Raw genomic sequence first — 24,069 nt, 5'->3', positions numbered from 1 at the left:
TGCGATAGATTCGGCCACCGCGCCGACAGGCACGCGACGTATTTTCCTACCCACCCGGAGACGGCTTCCCAATGAGCGACATCATCAACGGACTTGGCCGCACCACGGCATTCGGCGGCGTCGGTCTGGTGCTGCTCGTCCTCGGCATCGTCCTCGTCGACGTGCTGACCCCCGGCAAACTGCCGAAGCAGATCTGGGAAGAGCGCAACCGCAACGCGTCCGTGATGCTCTCCTCCGCGCTGCTCGGCATCGGCGGCATCGTCTTCACCTCGATCTGGACGACCTACGACGACTTCGGCAAGGGCCTGCTGTCCACCGCGGCCTTCGGCGTCCTCGGCCTGGTCCTGATGGCGGTGGCCTTCCTCGTGCTGGACCTGGTGACCCCGGGCAAGCTCGGCGCCATCGTGGTCGACCCCGCGCCGCACCCCGCGGTGTGGGTGACGGCCTCCTGCAACATCGCGGTGGCCGCGATCGTCGCCGCCTCCATCGCCTGACGGCGGTCCACGACCCCACCACGCCGTGAGCGCCGCTCCCCTCGGGGAGCGGCGCTCACGTTTCGTGCCGGTGCTCGCAGGTCCCGCGGCGCTCCTACGCCAGCCCCAGCGCGAACACCGCGAACCCGGCCGACAGCACGCCCGCCACGGCCCGGCGCACCGCCGTCGTCTGGGTCCAGGGCTGCTCGAACCGGCGCGCGTACCGGGCGATTGCCACCAGCAGCGCCGCGAAGACCGGCATCCACGCCAGGCGGGCCGCGATCCACCCCAGGCTGTCCGGCGCCGTCGTCAACCCCGCCAGCCCGCCCGCGAACGAAGCCGGTACGGCGGCCGCCAGCATCGCCGTCTGGTGCCAGCACAGGATCGTCATCGCGCACAGGTTGATGACGACCACCGGCGCCCACAGCGCCGGACGGGCGAGCAGCCGCGCCAACCGGTCCCGCAGCAGGATCGCCGCCCCCGACTGGGCCGACGCCAGCGCCAGGACCAGCAGCGAGGGCGGGTGCGAGTTGGTGCGTGCCTCGCCGGGCACGCCCACCATCGACGCCGGGTAGTGGAAGAGCACCAGCAGCGCCGCGAAGAGCGCGCCCCCGCCCGCCAGCAGCAGCCACGCGCCGCGCCGTCCGATCCGCCCCTCACCCCACGACACGCCCAACTGGTAGGCGAACAGCCAGCCCGGCAGGATGTTCGCCAGCGCCAGCCACCCCGGCACCGAGTCCGCGAAGGGCCCGTAGCGCAGGAAGTCGACCACCGCGACCGAGCCCAGCAGCGGAGCCGCCGCCCAGCCGCCGAGTCGGCGGGCCGCCCGTACGCAGGAGGGGGTCAGCGCGGTGACCGCGACGTACACCCCGACGAACCACAGCGGCTGGATCACCAGCGTCGCGCCGGTCCGCAGCGTCGCCTCGGGCACCCCCGCCGCGTACAGCACGGGCGCGGACAGCGCCCACACCGCCGTGACCCCGAGCACCGGCCGCCCCAGCCGGACGATCCGGCCCTTCAGCCACGAGCCGGTGGTACCGGGACGCCGCCGGAAGGAGAGCACCGAGGCGTAGCCCCCCACCAGGAAGAAGATCCCGAGCATCTGCAGCAGCCAACTGGCCGGGGCCAGGCCGCCGAAGGCGGAGAGCGGGCTGGCGTTGTGCAGGGCGCCGTCCGAGTCGAGGGTGAACCCGCCGAGCAGCCAGTGCCCGGTCGGCACGGCCAGCAGGGCCAGCGCCCGCAGTCCGTCGATCGCCCGGTCGCGGTGGGCGGGGGTCTTGGCGTCGATCCGCGCGGCGGTGGCCCGCGCCGTGGTGAGGATGCCCGGCGTACTCATCGGGATCCTCCCGTCGCGATGGCGGCGAAGGCCTTCAGGGACTGGGTGCCGGGGACGAAGTAGCCGGCGTGCCCCACTACGTCGGCGGCGGCGATCCGGCGGGCTCCGAAGGCCGCCGAGGTGGGATCGGCGCCGTGGCCGAGCCCGGCGAACTCCACGTTGGGCACGTCCGAGATCCAGTCGGAGGGTCCGCGCGCCGCCCAGACGCGGGCGGTGGTGCGCAGCCCCGCCGCCGTGTCCGCACGCATGCCGGGGGAGCCGAAGGCAACGATGTCGGTGGCGCCGGTGTCCCGGGCGGCCAGTCCGCAGACGACCGAGCCGTAGCTGTGACAGAACAGCACGGGGTCGGGGGCGCCGACCGCGCCGAGCCCCTGAGTCAAGCGGGTCAGGCGGACCGCGCCCGCCCGGGCGAGCCGCTGCTGCGCCACGTCCAGGCCGGCTCCGACGGGCGTGGTGTAACCGGTCCACGCGATGACGGCGGTGGAGTCCGGGGCGGCGGCCCGCAGCGCGCGGGCCATCCCCGCCGGGCCGGTGTGCGGGGCGCGCGGGCGGTCGTAGGTGGTGGCGTCGTTGTCCGAGCCCGGGACGATCACCGAGACGTGAGCGGCCCGCCCCAGGTCGCCGAACACCTCGGCGACCGTGCCCCGTCCGCGCGGGTCGAAGGCCAGGACCTGCCGGCCGGGCGCGGCGAGGGAGGCGAAGCGCGCTTCACCCGACGCGAGGACGGCCAGCCGGTTGGCCTCGTACCTGAGGGGGAGCGGAGCCCCGTCCAGATTGCCCACCACCAGCGGGTGGGACCGTACGAGGCTGCGCGCCCGGTCCTCGTCCAGCCCGGCGAAGAACCGCGCGACCTCGCGCGGCGCCGACCCCGCCGGATCCGGCAGCCGCTGCCCGGACACGGTGTCCGCCCGCCAGGCGGCGGTGCCCGGCGGTGGGCCGGTGACCGCCGTCTGGGTGTCGGCGGAGGCCCATCCCGCGGTCCCCGTGACGACGGCCGCGGCGAGCGCGGCCGTGACCAGTGTCCTTGCGAAGCGGCGCATGCCCCTTCTCCTCTCCTCGTGACGAGGAGGAAGGTAAGAAGGAGGTACCGGTGGGGGCGTCGGACCGTAGAGCCAAGTCGGAGGTCATACCCCGGTAGGGGGTGGAGGAGACGCGACACCCCCGGCGCGCGGCGTGCCGCCTTCGTCAGCCCTTCGCGTCGCCCGGCCGCACCAGCCCCGCCTCGTAGGCGAAGATCACGGCCTGCGCCCGGTCCCGCAGGTCCAGCTTGCCCAGCACCCGCCCGATGTGGGTCTTGACCGTCTGCTCGGCGACCACCAGGTGGCCGGCGATCTCCTGGTTCGAGAGCCCGCGCGCGATGAGCTCCAGTACCTCGGTCTCACGCGGGGTCAGCCCGTTCAGCCGCAGCGCCGGGTCCTTGCGCGGCGCCGGCCGCCGCTCGACGAAGTCCGCGATCAGCCGCCGGGTCACCGAGGGTGCGAGCAGCGCCTCGCCCGAGGCGACCACACGGACCGCCGCGATCAGATCCGCCGGCGGGGCGTCCTTCAGCAAGAACCCGGAGGCTCCCGCGCGCAGGGCCTCGTACACGTAGTCGTCGATGTCGAAGGTGGTCAGCATCAGCACCTTCGGCCGGTGCACCACCCCCGGCGGGGGGTCGAGGAGCTCGCGGGCGGCGCTCAGCCCGTCCATCTCCGGCATCCGGACGTCCATCAGCACCACGTCGGGGTGGACGGTGCGCGAGAGCCGGACTCCCTGGCGCCCGTCGGGCGCCTCGCCCACCACATCGATGTCGGCCTGCGCCGAGAGCAGTGCGGCGAATCCCGCCCGCACCATGGCCTGGTCGTCGACGATGATCACGCGGATGGTCAACTCTGTTCCTCTGCCGGGGTGTTCAAGGGAAGACGGGCGGCGACCCGGAAGCCGCCGTCGGGCAGCGGACCGGTGTCCAGCGTCCCGCCCGTCAACCGTACGCGCTCCCGCATCCCCACCAGACCGTGCCCGGTGCCCGAGGACTCCAGCGCCACCACCGCGTCCCGGGCCGGGCCGTTGACCACGAGCACGAGGATCTCGTCGGCATCGAAGGTGACCGACACCCGGGTCGGCGCGCCGGGCGCGTGCCGCACCACATTGGCGAGGGCCTCCTGCACGATCCGGTACGCCGACAGGTCCACGGCCGGCGGCGCCGCCCCCGCGGCCCCGGCGGCCAGCGCCAACTCCACGGGCTGCCCGGCCCGTACGGTCGCCTCCACCAGCTGCTGCAACCTGCCGAGCCCCGGCTGCGGGGCCAGGTCGTGCCCGCCCGTCTCGTCCCCGCGCAGCACCGTCAGCAGCCGGCGCATCTCGCCCAGCGACTCCCGGGCGCTCGCGGCGATCGCCGCGAACTCCTCCCGTACCGGCTCCGCCATGCCGGGCAGCCGGTACGGCGCGGAATCCGCCTGCACCGTGATCACCGACATGTGATGGGCCACGACGTCGTGCAACTCGCGGGCGATGCGCGCCCGTTCCTCCAGCAGGGTGCGCCGGGACCGCTCGGCCTCGCTGATGCTCTCCTGCTCGGCGATCTTCTGCCGGGCGTCGCCGAGCCCGCGCAGCGCCCCCGTCAGCGCGAGCACGACGCCGGAGAGGACGAAGAGCAGGGCGATGGTGTTGACCACCCCGTCCGGCTGGAAGAAGCCCAGCACCACCCCGGCCGCCCCGGTCGCCAGCCACACCCAGACCAGGGTCCGGATGGACTCGCGCAGCCCCAAGCAGGCCATCAGCACCAGGTAGCCGATGATCACCATCGGCGTCCACGGCCAGGCGTGCCGGGCGACCTGGTCGGCCTGGGTCAGTACGACCGCCCCGACGACGTCGGCGAGCAGCACCAGCGCCCACGCCTGCAGCGGCCGGGTCACGGCGAGCAGCAGCGGCACGGTCTGGGCCACGCCCAGCGCGCCGGCCCAGCCGCCTCCCGCCTCGTAGTCGTTGGTCAGCACCACGATCGTCACCGGCAGCAGCGCCATCACGCACAGGGCGGTCACGGCGTAGGGCATCATGCGCTGCCAGGCCTTGGGCGCCTGGGCGAACAGCGGCTCGCCGGGCCGCGCGGGCGTGCGCAGCGCCACCACGGGCCGGGCCGGCGGGTGCGGCGCCCCCGCGGCGGACGCGGCGGCGCCGGCCTCGGCGGAGGAAGCCTCGGCGGCGGACGCGGACAGGGATCGGGCTCGTTCGCTCATGATCCGTCCAGCGTATGCGCCCGCGGGCGGGCCGGCCCCGTGCGGCGCCCGCCGAGGGGAAGCGGACTCCCGACGCCGTCGGCATAGACTGCGCCGGGGCCGGACGATCAACGAACGGCGGGGAGCGAGAACGCATGGGCGGGGCAGCCGCGCTCGAGAAGCTGATACCGGTCGTACTGGCCTTCGGCGCCGGCGTGCTGCTCGCGCGCCGCAAGGTGGTCCCCGCCGAGGCCTCCAAGGTCTTCGCCGACTACGCCTTCCTCTTCGCCGTCCCGTGCTACCTGTTCGGCAACATCTACGCCGCGAACCTCTCCGCCCTCTTCGACTGGCGGGCCATCGGCGGCTACGCGACGGCCGCCGCCCTCGCCGTCGCGGCGATCGCCGCCGCCTCGGTGCTGACCGGCCTGCGGGAGCCGCGCGCCGTGGCGCTGCGCGTGATGGCCGGGGTCCAGGTCAACACCGCCTACTTCGCCGTCCCCGTCTTCATCACCTTCTTCGGGACGGCGGCGCCGATCTTCCCGGTGCTGCTCTTCCAGGTGTGCGTCCTGTCCCTCGTCGTCATCTCCATCATGGAACTGGGCCGCGCCGACCCCGGTGCGGGCGGCCCCCCGCAGCGCCTCGCCCGGGCCGTCGGGTCCTCGCTCCTCACCCCGCTGGTGCTCGCCTGCAACGCCGGGATCCTGCTCAACCTGCTCTCCGTGCGCGTCCCCGGAGTGGTCCTGGACGGGGCCGCCTTCGTCGGCGACAGCGCCTCCCCGGTGGCCCTCTTCGCCCTCGGCCTCCACCTCGGCGGCATCGGCCTCGACATCCGTGGCACGACGCGCGAGGAACTGGCGCTCATCGGATTCAAATGCCTCCTCTTCCCGCTGCTGGCCTGGGCGGTGTGCGGGGCGCTGTTCGGGGTCCGGGGCGAGTGGCTCACCTATCTCGTGCTGATCGCCGCGATGCCGACGCCGCAGAACCTGTTCATCTTCGCCCAGCGCTACGACGTGGGTGTGGACCTCTCCGCCGCCGTCGTGATCAAGAGCTCGGTGGTGTCCCTCCTCCTGCTGCCGCTCTGGCTGCAGGCCGTGTCCGCCTGAGACACCGGTACGGGGCCCGGGGCGGCCGGGAGATCGGCCACGGCCCGTCGTTCCCCCGGCGGTCTCCGCTCGTTGACCGGGCATGGAGCTGCCGATCATCGCGGCGCCCGGCGTCGGGGAACGGGCCGACGCCGTGGCCGATGCCGCCTGCCACCTCTACGACGCCATCGCGCCCTGGGGCCAGGCCGCGCCCGGGGGGTGGAGCCGTAGCGCCGCCGAGGACGCCGCCGAGGCGATCGAGACGGCCGCGTACGCCCTGGCCCACGCCCACCCGCGCGCCGAGGTCATCCTCGGCCCGGTGCACACCGCCCTCGCGGACCTGCGCCGCCAGCTGGGCCTGGCGCCGGCGGATCCGCTGACCGGGGACGGGCTGCCGGTGACCCCGCGCTCGGTCGGCAACCCGCGCCGCACCCGCTGGGTGCGGGTGCTCACCCCACCCGCGCCCCGGCAAGAGCCTTCTCGTACAACTTCCTGACGTCGGCGCCGAAGTACGAGCTGTAGGAGGTGTCGGGGGTGTCCCCGCCCGTCTTCCAGCCGCCGATGACCCCGACGACGTTGCCCGTCTCGGTCCGCTCGTCGTAGCCCGTCAGGAAGGGGCCGCCGCTGGTCCCGCCCGGATAGCCGGTGCAGTCGATCCGCAGGAACGATCCGGGGATCCGCGGATCGGTGCTGGTGAACTTCGTCGTCCGGTTCACGCACAGCCGCGGCCGGGCGGCGGACGCCGGATAGCCGATCAGCGACACCTTCTTGTGCGCGAAGGTGGCGCCGGTGACCAGGCGGTTGCCGCCCACGACGTCCTCCACAGGGAAGCCGTCGGCGTCGGGGCCCACCTGGGCGAAGGCCACGTCGAGGGCGGCGCCCTTGTCCGCGCCGAGCTGCCGGTAGCGCGGATCGATCCACACCTTGGAGCGGCCGCGGGCGTCGCGCAGGATGGGGAACATCCCGTACGGCTGCGGATTCCCGGCCGTGTAGTGCGGTACGAAGGCCACCTGCCGGGCATCGGTCCCCAGCAGGCAGTGCGCCGCGCTGAGCACCAGGTCGCGGCCGGGGGAGGAGACCACGCTCGCGGTGCAGAAGTACGCGCCGCCGCCCTTCATGACGAACATCCGGCCGACGACCGGGATCCCGTCGAAGTCCTGCCCGGTCCCGTTGCCCGCCGCCGGGGCTCCGCCGCGGGTGACGGGGACGGCGGACGCCATCCGGTCGGGGGTCCAGAAGGACTGCGCCTCCCGGGCCGACCACCGCCCGGCGGACGGCGGTGCGCTGCCGGCCTCGGCCAGGGGCAGTGGCCCGGCGGGGACCAGCAGGGCGGCCGTCATGGCCGCCACCGTCAACCTACGTCGCATGTCCGTCTCCTTCTTCGTCGCGTCTCTGGAGCTGGAACTGGAGCTGGAACTCGAGCTGGGAACTGGAAGTGGAAGCGAACTGGACCGGAGGGCGGGGGAGGAGGACGCCGCCGGGCTACACGGCCTGGGGGAAGCGGAAGAGCCGGTCGGGGTCGTAGGCGCGCCGGACCGCTTCGAGACGGGCCAGGTTCGGCCCGTAGTAGGCCTCGCGCCAGCCGGTCAGGCCCGGGTCGGCGTAGTTCTGGTACGCCGATCCGCTCGCCCAGGGGCGCAGGTCCCGCCAGAGCGAGTCGAGCCAGCCCTGATGTCGGGCGATGTCGGCGGCGGGCGCCCGGTCGGGCCAGTAGGCGAGGTACTGCGCGAGGAAGCCGGCCGAGCGGTGCGCGAAGGCGGTGGCGGTCGGTGCGATCCGGTTGAGGGCGCCGCCGCACACACCGTCGAACTGCACCACCCCGAACCCGCCGCTCGGCACGCTTCCCGCGTAGCGCCGGACCGCGGCCAGCACCGCTCCCACGGCCGGCTCGGTGAGCCCACCGGGCGCCCAGAAGTCGCAGCGGGCGGCGTAGGAGTCGCGGCCGAGCCGGCCCCGGGGATCGTGGCCGGGCAGGGTGCCGGGTAGCCGGCACTCGGCGGGGCTCCGGTCGAGGCAGCCCGACATGGCCCGGACGGTGTCCCCGTAGCCGCGGACGACGGTCCAGCCGTCGCGCGGCGGGCGCCCCACCAGGTCGGACAGCCGGGTCAGCTGCCGTTCCAGTTCGAGGCGCCCTCCGTCCAGGCAGAGCACCCGCAGGGCCGGGGCGGCGGCCGGACCGCCGTCGACGGTGAACTCCACCTGGCTCCAGAACGGGTCCGGCAGCGCTTCGAGCCAGCGCTGCCAGCCCCGCAGGACGGTGGCGGAGTCGGCGGGGGACCAGTGCAGTTCGGCGAAGGCGCAGTCGGCCACCGGGTGGGCGCGGAACCGGAAGCCGGTGACCACGCCGAAGTTGCCGCCCCCGCCCCCGCGCAGGGCCCAGAACAGCGAGGGATCGCGGTCGGCGCCGACCTCGCGGACGCGCCCGTCGGGAGTCACCACGGTCGCGCCGGTGAGCTGGTCGGCGGTGGCGCCGTAGGTCCGGGAGGCCAGGCCGAGCCCGCCGCCGAGGGTGAGCCCGGCGATGCCGACGGAGGGGCACAGCCCCGTCGGCACGGCCAGGCCGCGCTCGGCCAGGGCCGCGTTCACGTCACCGAGCCGGGCGCCGGCGCCGATCCGCACGTCGGCTCCCGAGGCGGACACCTCCGCCATGGCCCCCGCGTCGATGACGAGCCCGGCCTCGCGCGTGGACCAGCCGGCGTAGCCGTGGCCCCCGCCGCGCGCGACGACGGGGACGGCCGAACGGCGGGCGAAGTCCAGGCAGACGGACACGTCCCCGGCGTGCGCGGGGTAGGCCACCGCGCCCGGCCGGACCGTGTCGTAGCGGGGCTGGAACAGCCGGCGGGCCTCGGGGTAGTCCGGATCGTCCGCCGTCACCAGCCGGCCGTCGAGCGCCCGGGCCAGCGCCCCGAAGCCGGGGTCCCGCGCACGCCGGCCCGCCGCGCCGAGGGAGGCGAGTGCGCCGGCGGCGCCGGCCGCGAGGAGCTGGCGGCGGTGGAGGCTCATCCCTCCTTCCTGCCACCGCCGCGCCCGTTCGCCACGAAGGCGGGCCCACGGGAGCCGAGTTGCCCCCCGAACGGCCCACAACCGGCTGCCCCGGGGCCCCCGGTCGCTGCCGGACGCCGTCAGGAGGCCTTGCGGGCCGGCAGGAACCCCTGCGGGGACTTCTCGCTGTCGCCCGGTGCCCGGATCAGGCGGGCCGTCTCGGTGAGCCCGGCGCCCGCCAGAAGCGCGGCGATGTGGTCGGGCGGGGTCCAGTAAACGTCGAGCTCGACCGGGTGTCCGTACGCGCGTTCCAGCCGGATCTGTCCGTCGCCCGCCTTGAACGCGATCAGCACATAGCCGCCCGGCGCCGGCACCCGCGCGAACTCACCCGAGATCGGAGCGAGTTCGGAAGGCGGAGTGTGGACCGTGAAGTACCAGGCCAGTACCCCGCCCAGTACCGCGAAGGCGGCCAGTACGGCCCGGTCCAGCGGTTTGCGCTCAAGCTCCCCGGCCAGCAGCCGGGCGTAGTCGGCGGCGACGGCGTCGTAGGACGCCCGGACGCCGTTCGCATGCGAAGTCGGTGCCACGCCGAGGACACTAGGCCGTCTCCGCCGGGCCCGTGACGCCTGGTAGCCCGGCCCGCCCCGAACTCAGCCCCCCGTCAGGGGATTGTCCAGCGCGGCCCACTGGTCGCCCGGGGTGCCGGGGCTCAGCCGCATCAGGGTCAGTGCCTTGGTGGGCAGGGGACGGCCCAGCAGAGCCTCGGTGTCGGCCGTGGCCGCGAGTGCGGGCGCCGCCGCCGCGAGGTCCGCCGCGAGCGCGGCCGCCGAGCCGGCCGTGGAGGCGAGCGCGCCGGCCACCAGCGAGCCGAAGAGCTTGCGCCGCAGCGCGGTCACCTCGTCGGTGATCAGCCGGCCCGTCAGCGGGGGCACCGGCATTCCGTGGCGCGCGAGCCGGGCCGGACTGATCCGGATGTCGGCGAGATCGCGGTAGACGAGGCGCAGCGGGGTCCCGTCGGCGGCCAGGACGACCAGGAGGTTCTGACCGTGGGCCTCCAGGGCGACGCCGAGTTCCAGCACCCGCAGGCACACCGACAGCGCCAGGCGGGCGAAATTCGCCCGCCAGGGTGCGGAGCGCGCGTACGGCGTGAGGGCCAGCGCGGCCACGGGCAGCACGCGCTCGCCCGCGCCGGTGTCCGCGTACGCCTCGGGGGGCTCGCGCAGCACGGCGGCCAGGTCCGGGGTGTGCGCGGTGACGGCGCCCAGGGTGCGGGTGACGTGCAGGCGGCCGTCGAGCCGCTCGGACAGGCTCTGGCCGAGGGCGGAGACCGCCGCGGCCGTCTCGACGGAGTAGGCGGAGATGTCCCGTACGGAGGAGGTGAGACGGGTGCTGAGCGCGGTCTTCACATGCGGCCCGCCGTCGGCGGGGGCCAGGGTGCGCAGGGCCATCAGCGGGTGCGCGGCGGGACCGGGCAGGACCTCCTGCCCCGCGGGGCCCTCCTGCTTGAAGACGTGCTCCGCCTGCCACGGATGGACCGGTACGAGGATCCGCCCGGCCTCGCGCCACGCGGCCGGCCAGTCCCCGGCGACCAGGCACTCCTCGGCCCGCACGGCGGCCAGCCCGAGCGTGACGCGGGGCCGGTGCTCGGGCGCGTACGCCAGCTGCTCCCCGACCGTGAAGCCGGGTCGGGAACGGCAGTTGGGGTGGTACGGATGCCCGTCGACCACCCGCTGTTCCCACTCCCAGGTGGTCCGGGGCTCGGTGTCGGCGCCGGTCGGTTGCCCGGCCCGGGACAGTGCGAGGGAGGCCGCGCTGTCGTCGAGCTCGGCGGCGAACGCTTCCCCGTGCGGCACGCCGAGCGCCTCCACCAGGCGGGCCGCCGCCCGGTACGGGCGGCCGTCGAGCAGGATCTCGGTGACGTAGGGCGCCGTCGCGTAGGGGTCCGCCGCCGGGCCCTCCAGCCGGGCGCCCGAGGCGAGGCGCAGCGCGAGCGAGCCGGAGCCCCGCTCCCGGTGCGCGATCCACGGCAGTGGTTCGCACGCGAGCGCCCGCCACAGCCGGGTCAGTACGGCGGCGCGCGCACCCGGGAGCGCGGCGGCGTACGCGGCGCCGAGGCCGGGACGGGTTGTGGCCCGGGCGGCCAGTTCGGCGGCCACGGCCTCTTCGGCCGGGGTGGCGGGGAGGTTCACGCTGGGGTCCAGGGCCCTGATCCTCTCGGATGACGTGGTGATCTTTTCATCATCGCGGATACTGAAGATCACGGCCGGTGGTACGCCCCGCGACCTCCGGCGATCCGGATGGACCGAATGGAATCCGTGGACCTCAACGCCGCAGGCACCGCCGCCGCCCACTTCGCCGCCCCCGCGGCCGACAGTGCCACAGCCGATGCTTACGCAGCCGCTCCGCTGCTGAACTGCCTGCTCAGAGAGGCGGCAGAACCCGGCGGGGGCACAGGCGGCGAGGAGGGCGCGGATGCCTACCGACTGCTCGGCAGCGGCCGGCTGCTGCGGGTGAGCGGCGGGCGCCGGCCCGCCCGCCCCGAACTGCTCACCGCGGACGGATGGCACCCGCTCAGCCACACGGAGCTGGTCAAACTGGTCGCCGACGAGCTGTTCCAGTACACCGGAGTGTCCAACGACGAGCTCCCCGTGGAGATCGCCGACAGCCGTGAGACCGTCGCCGCGCTGCTGGCCGCGCGGGCGGTGGCCGAGCCGCCCCGGGATCCGTACGTCCGCTCCGAACAGGCCCTGGTGATGGGGCACCCGCACCACCCGGCCCCCAAGGCCCGGGGCGGCGCCCCGGCCTCGGGCTGGCTGCCGTACGCCCCCGAGGCGCACGCCCGGTTCCCGCTGGTCTTCCTGGGGCTGCGCGAGGACCAGGTGGTGGAGGAGGGCGGGGCCGCGGCGGCCGCCGCGATCGACTCGCTCGCGCGGGTGGCGGGCGGGCCGCGCCCGCCCGCAGGCTACCGGCTGCTGCCCGCCCACCCCTGGCAGCTCGACCTGGTCGGGGCCCGGCCCGCGCTGCGCGGGGCGTTCGCGGACGGACGGCTGCTGCGGCTGGGGACCGGGCGGCTGCCCGTCTGGCCGACGGCCTCGATCCGGACCCTGTACGTACCCGGCGGCGGTACGGGGCGGGCCGGCGACCCCGGCTCCGACCTGTTCGTGAAGTTCAGCCTCGACGTCCGGATCACCAACGACGTGCGCCGGCTGTGGCGTCACGACCTGCTGCGGCTCCGTCGCACGGACACGGCGGTCGCGGCCGGCTTCGCGGACCTGCGCCGCTCCGGATCACGGGCGGCCTGGCTGCCCGACCGGGGTTACCGCACGGCCGCCTTCGCCTTCGAGGAGCTCGCGGTACTGGTCCGCGACGGCCTGCGGGCCCACGCGGAGCCCGGGGTCACGCCCCTGCTGGCGGCCGCGCTGGCGGAGGGCTACCCGGGCAGCCCGCTCGCGGCCACCACCGACCCGGCCGCGTGGTGGCGGGCATACCTGCGCGAGGTGGTACCGCCCGTGCTGCACCTGTTCGCCCGGCACGGCGTCGTGCTGGAGGCCCACCTCCAGAACACCCTGGTCGCCGTCGACGCCGAGGGCATGCCCGCGCAGGCCCTCTTCCGGGACGCGGAGGGCGTGAAACTCCTGCCGGACCTCGAGCGCGGCGCCGCCTGGCAGCGCCTCGTCTACTGCCTGGTGGTCAACCATCTGACCGAGGTGGCGGGCGCGCTCGCGCAGAGCCACCCGCGGGCGGCCGGAGCCCTGTGGCCGGCGGCCCGCGCGGAATTCCGGCGCTTCGAGGAGTCCCACGGGCTCCCCGAGGTCACGGCCCTGCTGGCCGCCCCCACCCTCCCGGCCAAGACCAACCTGCTGCTGCGCTGGACCCGGGCCGACGGCGCGGATTCCCGCTACCTGCCGCTCCCCAACCCCCTGCACGGCTGAGGGCCGTGAAGCGGGGGACAAGGTTCCGGCCAATCCGGGCCGGTTGTCGGCGCCCCTCTCACTTACAGGTATAGACCAATGCTAGGTTGGTCGGGCAGACCGCGCAGTCCTTGACCTCCCGTCAGAGGAGAAGCCATGCCCTCCCCTTCGCGGGGCGGCGGCCAGGCCGCCATGCCCAAGTACCAGCGGATCGCCGCAGCCCTGCGGCGCGAGATCGACCACGCCGCGCTCACCCCCGGGGCCAGGCTGCCCTCCGAACGCAGCCTGGCCGCCCGCTACCAGGTCAACCGGCAGACCGTCCGGGCCGCCCTCCAGCACCTGCGCGAGGACGGCCTCGTCGTCACCGGGCGGCGCGGAACGCGGACGGCCCCGCCGCCGCCGCAACCCCCGGCGGCCGTCCCCGCCGCGGACCCGGTACCCGTCGTCGCCGCCCCGGCGCAGGCGCCGCCGGCCTCGGGCCCCGCGCAGCACTGGCTGACGCTCGTCACCCTGGCCCCCGCCCTCGCCGACCAGCTCGGCATGCGCGGCGGCGAGCGGACCCTGGTCCACCACCACCGCGAAAGCGGCCCGGGGGGCGAGACGCGGCGGCACGAGGTGACGTACCTCTGCCCGCGCACCGTCGACGGGACGCCGGAGCTGGCCCGCTACCGCGACCGCGCGGCGGCCGGTGTCCGGGACGAGGACCTGGGCCCCCTGCACCGCTGGCTGGAGCGGGCGGCACGCGGCGGCCGGGTCGCGGAGACCATCACCATGACCCGGACCAGCTTTCCCCACGCGCCGGCGCCCGCGGGCGGACTCTCCGTACGCCGCACCCTGCACGACGTCTCCGGCAGGCTGCTCGCCGTCACCGACCTGGCCTTTCCCGGCTGGGACCGGCTGACCTTCGACCGTACCCACCCCGCCATCGGCTTCCGGGTGACGTAGGTCCCGAGGGCCCCGGGGTCCCGCCGGGGTACGGGCGCGGGCGGCCGTGCCGTCGGCCACGGCCGGCCCGCCGGTTACGAACCCGTGTGGATGTCCCCGGAGGTCGTGGAGGTGATGACCGCGCGGCGGCCCAGGTCACCCGGCGGGATCCCCGGGTGGTGGCCGCCCGGCCGCCCCGCGGCCGCGGGCGCCCCGAGGGCGAGGCGCGAGACGATCCGGTAGCGGTCGCCGCGGTAGACGGAGTGCACGTACTCCACCGGGCGGCCGGTGGAATCGGTCGTGAGCCGCTCGATGAGCAGGGCGGGCGAGAGCAGCGGGACGTCCAGCAGGCCCGCCTCCGCCTCGTTGACGACGGTCGGCTCGATGGACTGCTGTGCCTCGTGCACGTACACGCCGTGGTGGTCGCGCAGGTGCTCGTAGAGGTCCCCGGCCTCCAGCTCGGCCGGTGTCAGGGCGGGTACCAGGGCGGCCGGGATGTGCAGGTGCTCGATCGCCATCGGGGCCCCGTCCACCAGCCGCAGCCGGGCGACGTAGAGCAGCTGCGCGCCGGGCGAGATGCGCAGCCGGCGGCCGATGCGGGCGCCCGCCTGGACGGTGGAGTGCTCCAGGAGCCGGCTGGACCAGTGTCCGGCGGCCTGGCGCATCGCGAACGCCGCCTCGGCGGAGGTCAGCTCCTGGGTGATCTTGGCGGGGGCGACGAACATCCCCCGACCGTGTTCCCGGACGAGGATGCCCGTGGCGACGAGTTCGTCCACCGCCGCGCGCAGGGTGGGGCGGGAGACCTCCAGGGTGGCGCAGAGGGTGCGTTCGGAGGGGATGGCGTCTCCGGGGCGCCGGACGTCGATGAGGCCGAGGAGGTGCTCGCGCACCCGCTCCCGCTTGAGGACCGACCCCGACGCGTCGGACTTCGAAACCGCCTCCGACGCGTCGGAGGAGCCGGATGTGCCCTTCTGCACGGCCAGACCCCGCTTCCCTCTGGTCATTTCACCTGTCCAACTGGTCATGTGTATCTAACCATTCGGACGCCGGGGAGCGCGAGGTGTACGTGCAAAAAGCACCGGGAGCGCGGGGTTGACGGCGAACGCGGGCCGTGTCACCTTCTAGCCACTCAGCTAACCAATTGGTCAGTTGGTCAACTCGTCGATCCCCTGCGTGAGTTGCCCCCACGACCAGGTGAGGAACCACGACGCCGTGCCCGCAGCCGCCCTCCGCCCCGACCTCGCGCTCGTCCCGCGCCCCGACTCGGTCACCGCCCGGCCCGGACGCTTCGCCCTGGACCACCGCACCGGACTGCGGGCCGGCCCCGGCGCCGGGGCGGCGGCCGATCTCCTGCGCGAACTGCTCACCCCCGTCACCGGCTTGCCGCTCGCCCCCGACCCCGACGGGCGGATCGTCTTCCTGCTGGCCCCCGGGGACAAGGCCCTCGGAGCCGAGGGGTACGCCCTCACCGTCCACCCCGACGAAGTGCTGCTGCTCGCCGCCCGACCCGAGGGACTGCTCCGCGGGGTCCAGACCCTGCGCCAGCTGCTGCCCCCCGAGGCGCTCGCCCCCGGGGCGCCGACCGGTGGGGGCGCGCCGCCCCGTACGCCCGCCCCCGACTGGTCGCTGCCCTGCGTACGGATCACCGACCGGCCGCGGTTCGCCTGGCGCGGAGCCATGCTGGACGTGGCCCGCCACTTCCAGCCCGCGGCCTACCTACGGCGCTTCGTCGACCTGCTCGCCCTGCACAAACTCAACGTCCTGCACCTCCACCTCACCGACGACCAGGGCTGGCGGATGCCGGTCGCGGCCTACCCCCGGCTCACCGAGATCGGCGGACGCCGCGCCGAGAGCGCGGGCGACGGCATCCCGCACCAGGGCTCCTACACCCGCGCCGAACTGGTCGGCCTCGTCGCCTACGCGGCCCGGCGCGGCGTGAGCGTCGTCCCCGAGATCGAGATGCCCGGCCACGCCCGCGCCGCCCTCGCCGCCTACCCCGAACTCGGCAACCGGCCCGGCGTCCGGCTGGAGCCGTGGACCAGCTGGGGAGTCTGTGAGAACGTCCTCGGCGTCCACGACGGAGTGCTCGACTTCTGCCGGGCGGTCCTGGACGAGGTCGCGGACGTGTTCCCCGCCCCCTACGTGCACGTCGGCGGAGACGAATGCCCCCGCACGGAATGGGAACGCTCGCCGGCCGCCCGCGCACGGATCGCCGCCGCGGGACTGTCCGGTCCGGGCGCCCTCCACGGCTGGTTCCTCGGCGCCGTCGCCACGCACCTGGCCGGGCTCGGCCGCCGCCCCCTCGGCTGGACCGATACCGGATCCGAACTGCCCGCCGCCTTCACGGCCATGGCCTGGCGCGACGCGGAACACGGAGCGGCCGCCGCCCTGCGCGGCCACGACGTGATCATGGCCCCGTACCGCTCCACCTACCTCGACTATCCGCAGTCCGCCGACCCCGGCGAGCCCCGCGGCCAGGACGGCGTGCTCGACCTGCGCGGCGTCTACGACAACGAGCCCGTCCCCGCGCACTGGGAGCCCGAGGCAGCGCGCCGCGTCCTCGGTACCCAGGCGCAGCTGTGGACCGAGTACGCCCGCACCCCGGCCCAGCTCGAATACCTGGCCTTCCCGCGGCTGTGCGCCCTGGCCGACACCGCATGGTCGGCGCACCGCGACTGGCCGGACTTCCGCCGCCGGCTGGACCACCACGAGACCCGGCTCGCCGCCCTCGGCGTACACGGCCGGTCCCCGCACCGCACCGCCCCGCGAGCCCCTCTGCCCGCCAAGTGATCCCCCCACCCCGAGAGGACCCCGCATGCGAACGCCCCGAAGCCCCCGAACCCCGCTCGACGCCACGCGCCGTACGGCCGTCGCCATGGCCTTCGTCGTCACCGCCGGACTCGGCTCGGCGGCCCTGACCGCACTGCCCGCGACCGCCGCGGCCGACTCGGTCAAGGTCCAGTACCGCACCAGCGCGACCGGGGCCACCGCCGACCAGGTGGAGCCCTGGTTCAAGGTGGTCAACAACGGTTCGGCCGCCGTGTCGCTCAGCCAGGTCAAGCTCCGCTACTACTTCAAGGCCGACGGGCCGGACGTCCAGTACCGGTACGCCTGTTCCTGGGCCGTCAAGGGCTGCGCCAACATCACCGGCACCTTCGGCACCCCGGCCAACCCGACGCCCACCGCCGACCGCTACCTGGAGATCACCTTCACCGGCGGCGCGGGCAGCCTCGCCCCGGGCGCCGACACGGGGGACATGCAGCTGCGCTTCCACCGCGCCGACTGGCAGACGCTGCGGCAGTCCGACGACTACTCCTTCGACGCGGCCCGTACGGCGTACGGCGACTGGGACAAGGTGACGGCCCAACTGGGCTCCGCCACGGTCTGGGGCGCCGCACCGGCGGGCAACACCCCCGATCCCACGCCGACCCCGACCGGCCCCACACCCACCCCGACGCCGACCGACCCGGGACCCGCCGGAGCCGCCCTCTTCGACGACTTCACCTACACGTCGTCCTCGGACCCGGCGATAGCGGCCCACGGCTGGAACGTGCGCTCCAACGCCGGCGGCCCCGGCGTCCCGGGCGCCGCCTGGTCCCCGGAGAACGTCACCTTCCAGACCGAGGGCGGCAACTCCCTCATGAACATGGAGACGTCCACGGCCGGATCCGGCGAGAGCACCAAGCAGACCGAAGTCCTCACCAAGGCCACCAAGTTCAAGAACGGCACCTACGCGGCGCGCGTCAAGTTCTCCGACGCCCCCAAGTACGGCCCGGACGGCGACCACCTCGTGCAGACCTTCTTCACCATCAACGACCTCAAGGCCCCGATGGCCGACGACTACGCCGAGTACGACTTCGAGTACCTCCCCAACGGCGGCTGGGGAGAGCCCTCGAACATCCTGTACACCACGTCGTGGGAGACCTACCGCCCCGACCCCTGGGAGGCGGTCAACCAGCACACGGAGTCCCGGACCACCTACGCGGGCTGGCACGACCTGGTGCTCACCATCGACGCCAACGCCATCACCTACTACATGGACGGCCGGCTGTTCGGCACGCACGACGCCAGGTACCTGCCCGAGCGGCCCATGTCGATCAACTTCAACCAGTGGCTGATCGACCTGAACGGCCAGCCCGGGGCAACGCCCCGCGCCTACGACCAGAAGGTCGACTACGTCCTGCACGTCAAGGACCAGGTCCTCACTCCGGCCCAGGTCGCGGCCAAGGTGGGCGCCTACCGGGCGGCGGGCACGACCTTCGTGGACCAGGTCCCGAACGGCTGACCGTACGGGGCGGGGCGGCGCGCTCCGGGTCCTGCTGCGCCCGGAGCGCGCCGCGCCGTCCGCTCAGAACCGCAGCGCCCACCCGTCGAGGTAGCCGGTGTATCCGGCCCAGGCGTCGAACGCGCGCAGCTTCCACACCCCGGCCGCCGTCTCCGAGGAGGCGTCCACCCCGTACAGCCCGACCAGGTCGCCCTCGCCCCAGCCCGTGTACTCGTCCTTGACCGGGTACACCGTCCCGTCGGGTGCGACCAGATCGATCCGCAGGTTCCCCGAGTCCGGATGTTTGACGTACAGCTCGACGTCCAGCTGGGCGGGGGCGCGGCCCGGGACCCCGCTGACCGTGATCGGGGACTCGATGGTCTCCAAGTCGCCCACCGGGTAGTCGGCGGTGTTCGCGAAGCGCTTGCCCGGGACCCGGTTCGGCGCGCTGCCCACGTAGAGGGTGCGGTCGGGGGAGCCCGGGCCGGCGTCGAGCACCGCACCGGTGGACGCCGACGCCGTCAGGGCGGACGCCACCTGGGCCGGCGTGGCGGTGCGGCGGGTGGAGAGGTAGAGCGCCGCCGCGCCCGCCACGTGCGGTGTGGCCATCGAGGTGCCCGACATGACGGTGCTCCAGTCGTCACCCCAGTAGACCGCCGAGGTGATGTAGTCGCCGGGGGCGAACAGGTCCACCAGCGGACCGAAGTTGGAGTACGACGAACGCGCGTCGTGGTCGTTCACCGCCCCGACGGTGAGCGCCTGGGACACCCGGGCCGGCGAGTGCCCCGAGGCGTCCGCGCTCTGGTTGCCGGCGGCCACCGCGTAGGTGATGCCGGAGGCGATGGAGCCCCGCACGGCCGCGTCCAGCACCTCGTCCGGGTCCCCGCCCAGGCTCATGTTCGCGACGGCCGGCTTGACAGCGTTGCGGGTGACCCAGTCGATGCCGGCGACCACCTGCTCCGTCGTGCCCTCGCCGTACCAGTCGAGCACCCGGACGGCCACGACCTTCGCCTGCTTGGCCACGCCGAAGGTGCTGCCGGCGATGGTTCCGGCGACGTGCGTGCCGTGCCCGTGCGAGTCGTCGGCCTCGAAGTCGTCGTCGATCGCGTCGTAGCCGTACGAGGCGCGCCCGCCGAAGTCCTGGTGGCTGATGTTGACCCCGGTGTCGATGACGTAGGCGGTCACGCCCCGGCCGGCCGAATCGGGGTACGCGTAGGACTCGTTCAGTGGCAGCCTGCGCTGGTCGATGCGGTCCAGGCCCCAGGACGGGGGCGTCGGCTGGGTGGAGTCGAGCCGCAGCCTGCGGTTCTGCGCGACCTCGGCGACGGCCGGATCGGCGGCGACCCGGCGAGCCTGGCGTTCGGTCATCCGCGCGGAGAAGCCGCTCAGCGCGGAGTCGTACGTATGCCGGACGGTGCCGCCGTGCCGTTCGACGACGGACCGGCCGAGCGCCGTACGGGCACTGGCGCGGGCCGGATCGAGGACGACGAGGTAGCTGCCGGGAACGGCGTTCGCGGCGCCGGCGTAGTGGACGACGCCCTCGGCGGGCGCGGGCGAGGCGGCGGACGGCAGCGTCTGGGCCCCGAGGGCGAGCGCGGCGGCGAGTGCGAGGACTAAGCCCCGTAAGGGAGGTCTGGTGGCCATCCGCTCACGGTGGGGTGCGCGGAGCCGAGGGCACAAGGGCGCCCTGGTGGCCCCGGGGGTCCTGGGGCCGGCGGGGGTCGGGAGGGGGAACCGGCGGAGACCGGCGGGAAACGGCCCTCCGTGCGGAAGCGGCTAAGGTGTACGCCCATCAAGGTCACGCGCCGCAAGCCGATCAGCCCAAGGAGCGACCCCATGCCGATGCCCGCCCCCTTCTCCCATACCGCCGGACCCGTCGCAGCCCGGGGATGCCCTGCCGCCTCTGTGCCGCTGCCCCGGATCGAAGAGCCGCGCGAGGTGGCCCCGGCGGACGCGCGCGAGCTGTCGAGACTGTTCTTCCGCAGGCTGCACGAACTCACCGAAGGCACCCCGGAGCATCGTTACGTACGTCACACGCTGGTCGAGATGAACATCTCGCTCGTCCAGTTCGCCGTCCGCCCCTTCCGCGGCCGGGGTGACGGGGGCGACCTCGAAGACCTCGTCCAGGTCGGCACCATCGGGCTGATCAAGGCCATCGACCGCTTCGACCCGGCCCGCGAGATCGAGTTCTCCTCCCTCGCCATGCCGTACATCACCGGCGAGATCAAGCGGCACTTCCGCGACACCAGCTGGGCGGTCCGCGTCCCGCGCCGGCTCCAGGAGCTGCGCGTCGACCTCGCGAAGGCGAAGGAGGACCTGACGTCGGCGCTCGACCGCTCGCCGACCGTCGCGGACCTCGCCGCGCACCTCTCGCTCACGGAAGAGGAGATCGTCGAAGGCCTCGTCGCCGCCAACGGCCACACCAGCGGCTCCCTGGACGCCCCGTACTCCGAGCGCGCGGACGGCCGGACCGAGGGCCACTCCCTCGCCGAGACCATCGGAGCCGAGGAGCCCGCGCTGGAGCAGGTCGAGGACATCCACACCCTGGCGCCGCTGCTGGAACGGCTCACCGAACGCGAGCGGCGCATGCTGTCGATGCGTTTCGGCGAGGAGCTCACCCAGGCCCAGATCGGCGACGCCCTCGGCATTTCCCAGATGCAAGTTTCGCGCCTCCTGAACCGGGTGCTCGCCCATCTGCGGGCCTCGATGCTGGCCGGCACGGACTGGGCCGAAGCCGGTTTCCCCGCGCAAGCGGCAGCCGGCTCCGGTGGCGCGGCCGAGGGCGTGGGCAGCGACGTACGCAAGTGACATGACTCACTTCACCGTTTGCAGGGGTTAACCCAGGGAAGTAGTACTGGCGGAGCGGACCCGTCCGCCGGCTGTCAGCGGCCGACGACGGGCGACGGGCGGATCCCGTCCCGCTCCACGAGCCGCCGGCCGTACGCACGCCGGTGGACCGTTTCCCGTACGACCCGTGAGGTGTATGTGTCCACGCTCATAGCCGAGCACGTGTACAAGGTGTTCGGCAACGGACCCGACAACGGCGAAGCCGTCGCGAAGGCGGTCCGCGCGCTCGAAAGCGGGGAGACCGACCGCGACGAGCTGCGCGCCGAGGGAACGACGGCCGCGGTGATCGACGCCTCCTTCCGCGTGGAGCCCGGTCGGATCTTCGTCGTCATGGGTCTGTCGGGGTCCGGCAAGTCCACGCTGCTGCGCATGCTCAACGGACTCCTGGAGCCCACCGCCGGACGCATCCTCTTCGACGGCGAGGACCTCACGGCGCTCTCCGCGAGCGAACTGCGCCGGGTGCGGTCCACGAAGATCAGCATGGTCTTCCAGCACTTCGCGCTGTTCCCGCACCGCGACGTCCTGGAGAACGCCGGATACGGACTGGAGGTCCAGGGCGTCCCGCGGGCCGAGCGCGAACGGCGGGCCGCCGAGGCGCTCGCCCTGTGCGGGCTCGGCGGCTGGGAGAAGTCCTGGCCCGACGAGCTCTCCGGCGGCATGCAGCAGCGCGTCGGCCTCGCCCGCGCCCTGGCCACCGACGCCGATCTGCTGCTGATGGACGAGTCGTTCAGCGCGCTCGACCCGCTGATCCGCCGCGACATGCAGGACCAGCTCCTCGTGCTCCAGCAAAGCCTGGGCAAGACCATCGTGTTCATCACCCACGACCTCAACGAAGCCATGCGGCTCGGCGACGGCATCGCCGTCATGCGCGACGGCCGCATCGTCCAGCAGGGCACGGCCGAGGACATCCTGACCCGCCCCGCCGACGACTACGTCGCCTCCTTCATCCAGGACGTGGACCGCTCGCGCGTCCTGACGGCCGACGCCGTCATGGACGAGGTGCCCGCCGACGGGGACGCCTGCGGCTGCCCCACCGTCAGCGCCGGCACCGCGGTCGCCGACCTGTGCGCGGTCAGCGCCCGCGTCCCGCACCCCGTCTCCGTCACCGACGAGCACGGCGCCGTCATCGGCCGGGTACCGCAGGACCGCCTCATCGCCTTCCTCGGCGATGAACACAGACCCCCGATGGCCTGCGCGGAGGTGGCCTCCTGATGCCCCGCCTGAACCTCGGCGCCTGGGTCGACAGTGGCGTCGACTTCCTCCAGCGCCACCTGTCCTGGCTGTTCGACGCCATCAGCACGCTCGTCACCGGGCTCTACGACGGCATCGAAGCCGTCCTCTCCGCGCCGTCCCCGCTGCTGCTGGCCGGCGTCCTCGCCGTCGCCGCGTGGTGGCTGCGCGGTCTGCTCGCCGCACTGCTCGCCTTCGCGGGCTTCGCCCTCGTCGACTCGGTCGGCCTGTGGCCCGACGCCATGTCCACGCTCGCGCTGGTCGTGGTCGCCACCCTCGTCACGCTGCTCTTCGCGATCCCGCTGGGCATCTGGGCCTCGCGCTCCGACAGGGTCAGCGCCGTCCTGAAGCCGCTCCTGGACTTCATGCAGACCATGCCCGCCATGGTCTACCTCATCCCCGGCATCATCTTCTTCGGGGTGGGCGTGGTGCCGGGCATCATCGCCACCATCATCTTCTCGCTGGCGCCCGGCGTGCGGATGACCGAGCTCGGCATCCGCCAGGTCGACGCGGAACTCGTCGAAGCCGCCGACGCCTTCGGCACCACCCCGCGCGACATCCTCGTACGGGTCCAGCTCCCGCTGGCGCTGCCCACGATCATGGCGGGCATCAACCAGGTCATCATGCTCGGCCTGTCCATGGTCGTCATCGCCGGCATGGTCGGCGGCGGCGGCCTCGGCGGCGCCGTCTACCGAGCCATCGGCAGCGTCGACATCGGCCTCGGCTTCGAGGCGGGCATCTCCATCGTCATCCTGGCCATGTACCTGGACCGGATGACCGGCGCGCTCGGCCGCCAGGTCTCCCCGCTCGGCCGCCGCGCCCTCGCCAAGGCGCGCTCCGCCGCCACCGGCACCGCCAAGCTGTGGGGCCACCGGCCGCAGCCCGTCCTTGCCGTCGCCTCGGCCGTGGTGCTGGCCCTGGTCGCGGGCGGGCTGGGTGTCTTCGCGGACACGGGGAAGTCACAGGTCAACGCCGCCGGCGGGGCCGGCGTCAAGAACATCGGCAAGGGCCGAGAGGTCAGCATCGGCTACATCCCCTGGGACGAGGGCATCGCCTCCACGTACCTGTGGAAGGAACTCCTCGAACGCCGCGGCTTCAAGGTCGACGCCCGCCAGCTGGAACTCGGCGCGCTGTTCACCGGCCTCGCGGGCGGCCAGATCGACTTCCAGACCGACGCCTGGCTGCCCGCCACGCAGGCCGAGTACTGGGACAAGTACGGGAACAAGCTCGACGACCTCGGCTCGTGGTACGGCCCCACCTCCATCGAGCTGGCGGTCCCGTCCTACATGAAGGACGTCAAGACCCTCGCGGACCTGAAGGGCAAGGGCTCGCAGTTCAAGGGCCGGATCATCGGCATCGAGCCCAGCGCGGGCGCGATGGGCCTCCTCAAGGACGAGGTGCTGCCGCGCTACGGCCTCGACGGCGAGTACAAGGTCGTCGACGGCTCCACCCCGGGCATGCTCGCCGAGCTCGAGCGCGCCTACGCGAAGAAGGAGCCCGTCGCGGTGGTGCTCTGGTCACCGCACTGGGCGTACGCCTCCTACGAGCTCACGAAGCTTGCGGACCCCGAGGGTGCGTGGGGCAAGGGCGACGGCATCCACAACATCGCCCGCAAGGGCTTCGCCGCCGACGAGCCCGAGATCGCCCGGTGGCTGCGCTCGTTCAAGCTGACCGAAGCCCAGCTGACCGGTCTGGAGGCCAAGATCCAGGAGGCCGGCAAGGGCAAGGAGCAGGAGGCCGTCCGCGCGTGGCTGGCAGACCACCCGGAGGTGGACACGCTGGCGTGAGCCGGAGCCGGAGCCGGTGATCCGGTGAGGCAGTCGGCG

20 protein-coding genes are annotated in these 24,069 nt (G+C 73.9%); 10 read left to right on the top strand and 10 right to left on the bottom strand.

Annotation, left to right across the window (positions count from 1 at the left end):
• Window positions 1–71: 71 nt before the first annotated feature.
• Window positions 72–494 carry a DUF350 domain-containing protein gene (locus ACFWBY_RS04655; RefSeq protein ID WP_385329967.1) on the top strand — a complete coding sequence of 141 codons (423 nt, stop codon included), beginning with the start codon at window positions 72–74 and terminating at the stop codon, window positions 492–494.
• A 94-nt stretch (window positions 495–588) separates the two neighbouring features.
• Here the strand turns inward: ACFWBY_RS04655 and ACFWBY_RS04650 are convergent, their stop codons facing one another.
• The 4 genes from ACFWBY_RS04650 to ACFWBY_RS04635 form a co-directional block, all read right to left on the bottom strand.
• Window positions 589–1,809 (bottom strand): acyltransferase, encoded by a 1,221-nt coding sequence (locus ACFWBY_RS04650; RefSeq protein ID WP_385329965.1) that lies wholly within the window; start codon window positions 1,807–1,809, stop codon window positions 589–591.
• Complete coding sequence (locus ACFWBY_RS04645) at window positions 1,806–2,849, bottom strand: alpha/beta hydrolase (protein WP_385329962.1); 1,044 nt, start codon at window positions 2,847–2,849, stop codon at window positions 1,806–1,808. Before ACFWBY_RS04645 ends, ACFWBY_RS04650 begins: the two co-directional genes overlap by 4 nt.
• 145 nt (window positions 2,850–2,994) lie before the next feature.
• Window positions 2,995–3,678 (bottom strand): response regulator, encoded by a 684-nt coding sequence (locus tag ACFWBY_RS04640; RefSeq protein WP_385329960.1) that lies wholly within the window; start codon window positions 3,676–3,678, stop codon window positions 2,995–2,997.
• Window positions 3,675–5,024: a sensor histidine kinase gene (locus tag ACFWBY_RS04635; protein WP_385329956.1), complete on the bottom strand. Its 1,350-nt coding sequence runs from the start codon at window positions 5,022–5,024 to the stop codon at window positions 3,675–3,677. The genes ACFWBY_RS04640 and ACFWBY_RS04635 overlap by 4 nt, the downstream gene beginning before the upstream one ends.
• Before the next feature lie 134 nt (window positions 5,025–5,158).
• On the opposite strand from ACFWBY_RS04635, the gene ACFWBY_RS04630 reads away from it, so the two are divergent.
• Window positions 5,159–6,106: an AEC family transporter gene (locus ACFWBY_RS04630; protein WP_385329953.1), complete on the top strand. Its 948-nt coding sequence runs from the start codon at window positions 5,159–5,161 to the stop codon at window positions 6,104–6,106.
• An 82-nt stretch (window positions 6,107–6,188) separates the two neighbouring features.
• Entirely contained in the window at window positions 6,189–6,581 is a 393-nt protein-coding gene (locus tag ACFWBY_RS04625) for a hypothetical protein (protein WP_385329950.1), read from the top strand.
• Here the strand turns inward: ACFWBY_RS04625 and ACFWBY_RS04620 are convergent.
• The 4 genes from ACFWBY_RS04620 to ACFWBY_RS04605 all read right to left on the bottom strand — a co-directional run bounded on the left by ACFWBY_RS04620 (window position 6,535) and on the right by ACFWBY_RS04605 (window position 11,256).
• On the bottom strand, window positions 6,535–7,452 hold the full coding sequence (locus ACFWBY_RS04620; protein WP_385329948.1) for a serine protease: 918 nt from the start codon (window positions 7,450–7,452) through the stop codon (window positions 6,535–6,537). The genes ACFWBY_RS04625 and ACFWBY_RS04620 overlap by 47 nt on opposite strands.
• 115 nt (window positions 7,453–7,567) lie before the next feature.
• Window positions 7,568–9,088 (bottom strand): FAD-binding oxidoreductase, encoded by a 1,521-nt coding sequence (locus ACFWBY_RS04615; protein ID WP_385329945.1) that lies wholly within the window; start codon window positions 9,086–9,088, stop codon window positions 7,568–7,570.
• A gap of 119 nt (window positions 9,089–9,207) precedes the next feature.
• A complete protein-coding gene (locus ACFWBY_RS04610) occupies window positions 9,208–9,654 on the bottom strand; it encodes a hypothetical protein (RefSeq protein ID WP_385329943.1) in 447 nt (148 codons plus the stop codon).
• A 63-nt stretch (window positions 9,655–9,717) separates the two neighbouring features.
• Entirely contained in the window at window positions 9,718–11,256 is a 1,539-nt protein-coding gene (locus ACFWBY_RS04605; RefSeq protein WP_385329940.1) for an IucA/IucC family protein, read from the bottom strand.
• Between the two features lie 117 nt (window positions 11,257–11,373).
• Between ACFWBY_RS04605 and ACFWBY_RS04600 the strand changes: the two genes are divergently transcribed.
• On the top strand, window positions 11,374–12,999 hold the full coding sequence (locus ACFWBY_RS04600) for an IucA/IucC family protein (protein WP_385330285.1): 1,626 nt from the start codon (window positions 11,374–11,376) through the stop codon (window positions 12,997–12,999).
• 135 nt (window positions 13,000–13,134) lie between these two features.
• On the top strand, window positions 13,135–13,923 hold the full coding sequence (locus ACFWBY_RS04595; protein WP_385329937.1) for a GntR family transcriptional regulator: 789 nt from the start codon (window positions 13,135–13,137) through the stop codon (window positions 13,921–13,923).
• Window positions 13,924–13,997: 74 nt separating this feature from the next.
• On the opposite strand, the gene ACFWBY_RS04590 is transcribed toward ACFWBY_RS04595, so the two are convergent.
• Entirely contained in the window at window positions 13,998–14,906 is a 909-nt protein-coding gene (locus ACFWBY_RS04590; RefSeq protein WP_385329934.1) for a GntR family transcriptional regulator, read from the bottom strand.
• Between the two features lie 208 nt (window positions 14,907–15,114).
• Here ACFWBY_RS04590 and ACFWBY_RS04585 point away from each other — a divergent pair, with 208 nt between their 5' ends.
• Both ACFWBY_RS04585 and ACFWBY_RS04580 read left to right on the top strand, forming a co-directional pair.
• Window positions 15,115–16,692, top strand: a complete 1,578-nt coding sequence (locus ACFWBY_RS04585; RefSeq protein ID WP_385329932.1) for a beta-N-acetylhexosaminidase — start codon at window positions 15,115–15,117, stop codon at window positions 16,690–16,692.
• A gap of 25 nt (window positions 16,693–16,717) precedes the next feature.
• Window positions 16,718–18,187, top strand: coding sequence for a cellulose binding domain-containing protein (locus ACFWBY_RS04580; RefSeq protein ID WP_385329930.1), 1,470 nt, complete (start codon window positions 16,718–16,720; stop codon window positions 18,185–18,187).
• Window positions 18,188–18,250: 63 nt separating this feature from the next.
• On the opposite strand, the gene ACFWBY_RS04575 is transcribed toward ACFWBY_RS04580, so the two are convergent.
• On the bottom strand, window positions 18,251–19,810 hold the full coding sequence (locus ACFWBY_RS04575) for a S8 family serine peptidase (RefSeq protein ID WP_385329927.1): 1,560 nt from the start codon (window positions 19,808–19,810) through the stop codon (window positions 18,251–18,253).
• Between the two features lie 192 nt (window positions 19,811–20,002).
• On the opposite strand from ACFWBY_RS04575, the gene ACFWBY_RS04570 reads away from it, so the two are divergent.
• From ACFWBY_RS04570 to ACFWBY_RS04560, 3 genes are all read left to right on the top strand, one after another.
• The gene (locus ACFWBY_RS04570; protein ID WP_385329924.1) at window positions 20,003–20,974 is read left to right on the top strand and encodes a SigB/SigF/SigG family RNA polymerase sigma factor; all 972 of its coding nucleotides are present in this window, start codon (window positions 20,003–20,005) and stop codon (window positions 20,972–20,974) included.
• A gap of 177 nt (window positions 20,975–21,151) precedes the next feature.
• The gene (locus tag ACFWBY_RS04565; RefSeq protein ID WP_385329922.1) at window positions 21,152–22,225 is read left to right on the top strand and encodes a glycine betaine/L-proline ABC transporter ATP-binding protein; all 1,074 of its coding nucleotides are present in this window, start codon (window positions 21,152–21,154) and stop codon (window positions 22,223–22,225) included.
• Window positions 22,225–24,030 carry an ABC transporter permease/substrate binding protein gene (locus ACFWBY_RS04560; protein WP_385329920.1) on the top strand — a complete coding sequence of 602 codons (1,806 nt, stop codon included), beginning with the start codon at window positions 22,225–22,227 and terminating at the stop codon, window positions 24,028–24,030. Before ACFWBY_RS04565 ends, ACFWBY_RS04560 begins: the two co-directional genes overlap by 1 nt.
• The last annotated feature ends 39 nt before the right edge of the window (window positions 24,031–24,069 follow it).

The sequence above is a fragment of the Streptomyces sp. NPDC060049 genome (assembly GCF_042736715.1).
In the GTDB taxonomy this organism is placed as follows: domain Bacteria; phylum Actinomycetota; class Actinomycetes; order Streptomycetales; family Streptomycetaceae; genus Streptomyces.
The sequence above is the reverse complement of the archived record's forward strand: the minus strand, read 5'-3'. Positions and strand labels throughout refer to the sequence as shown.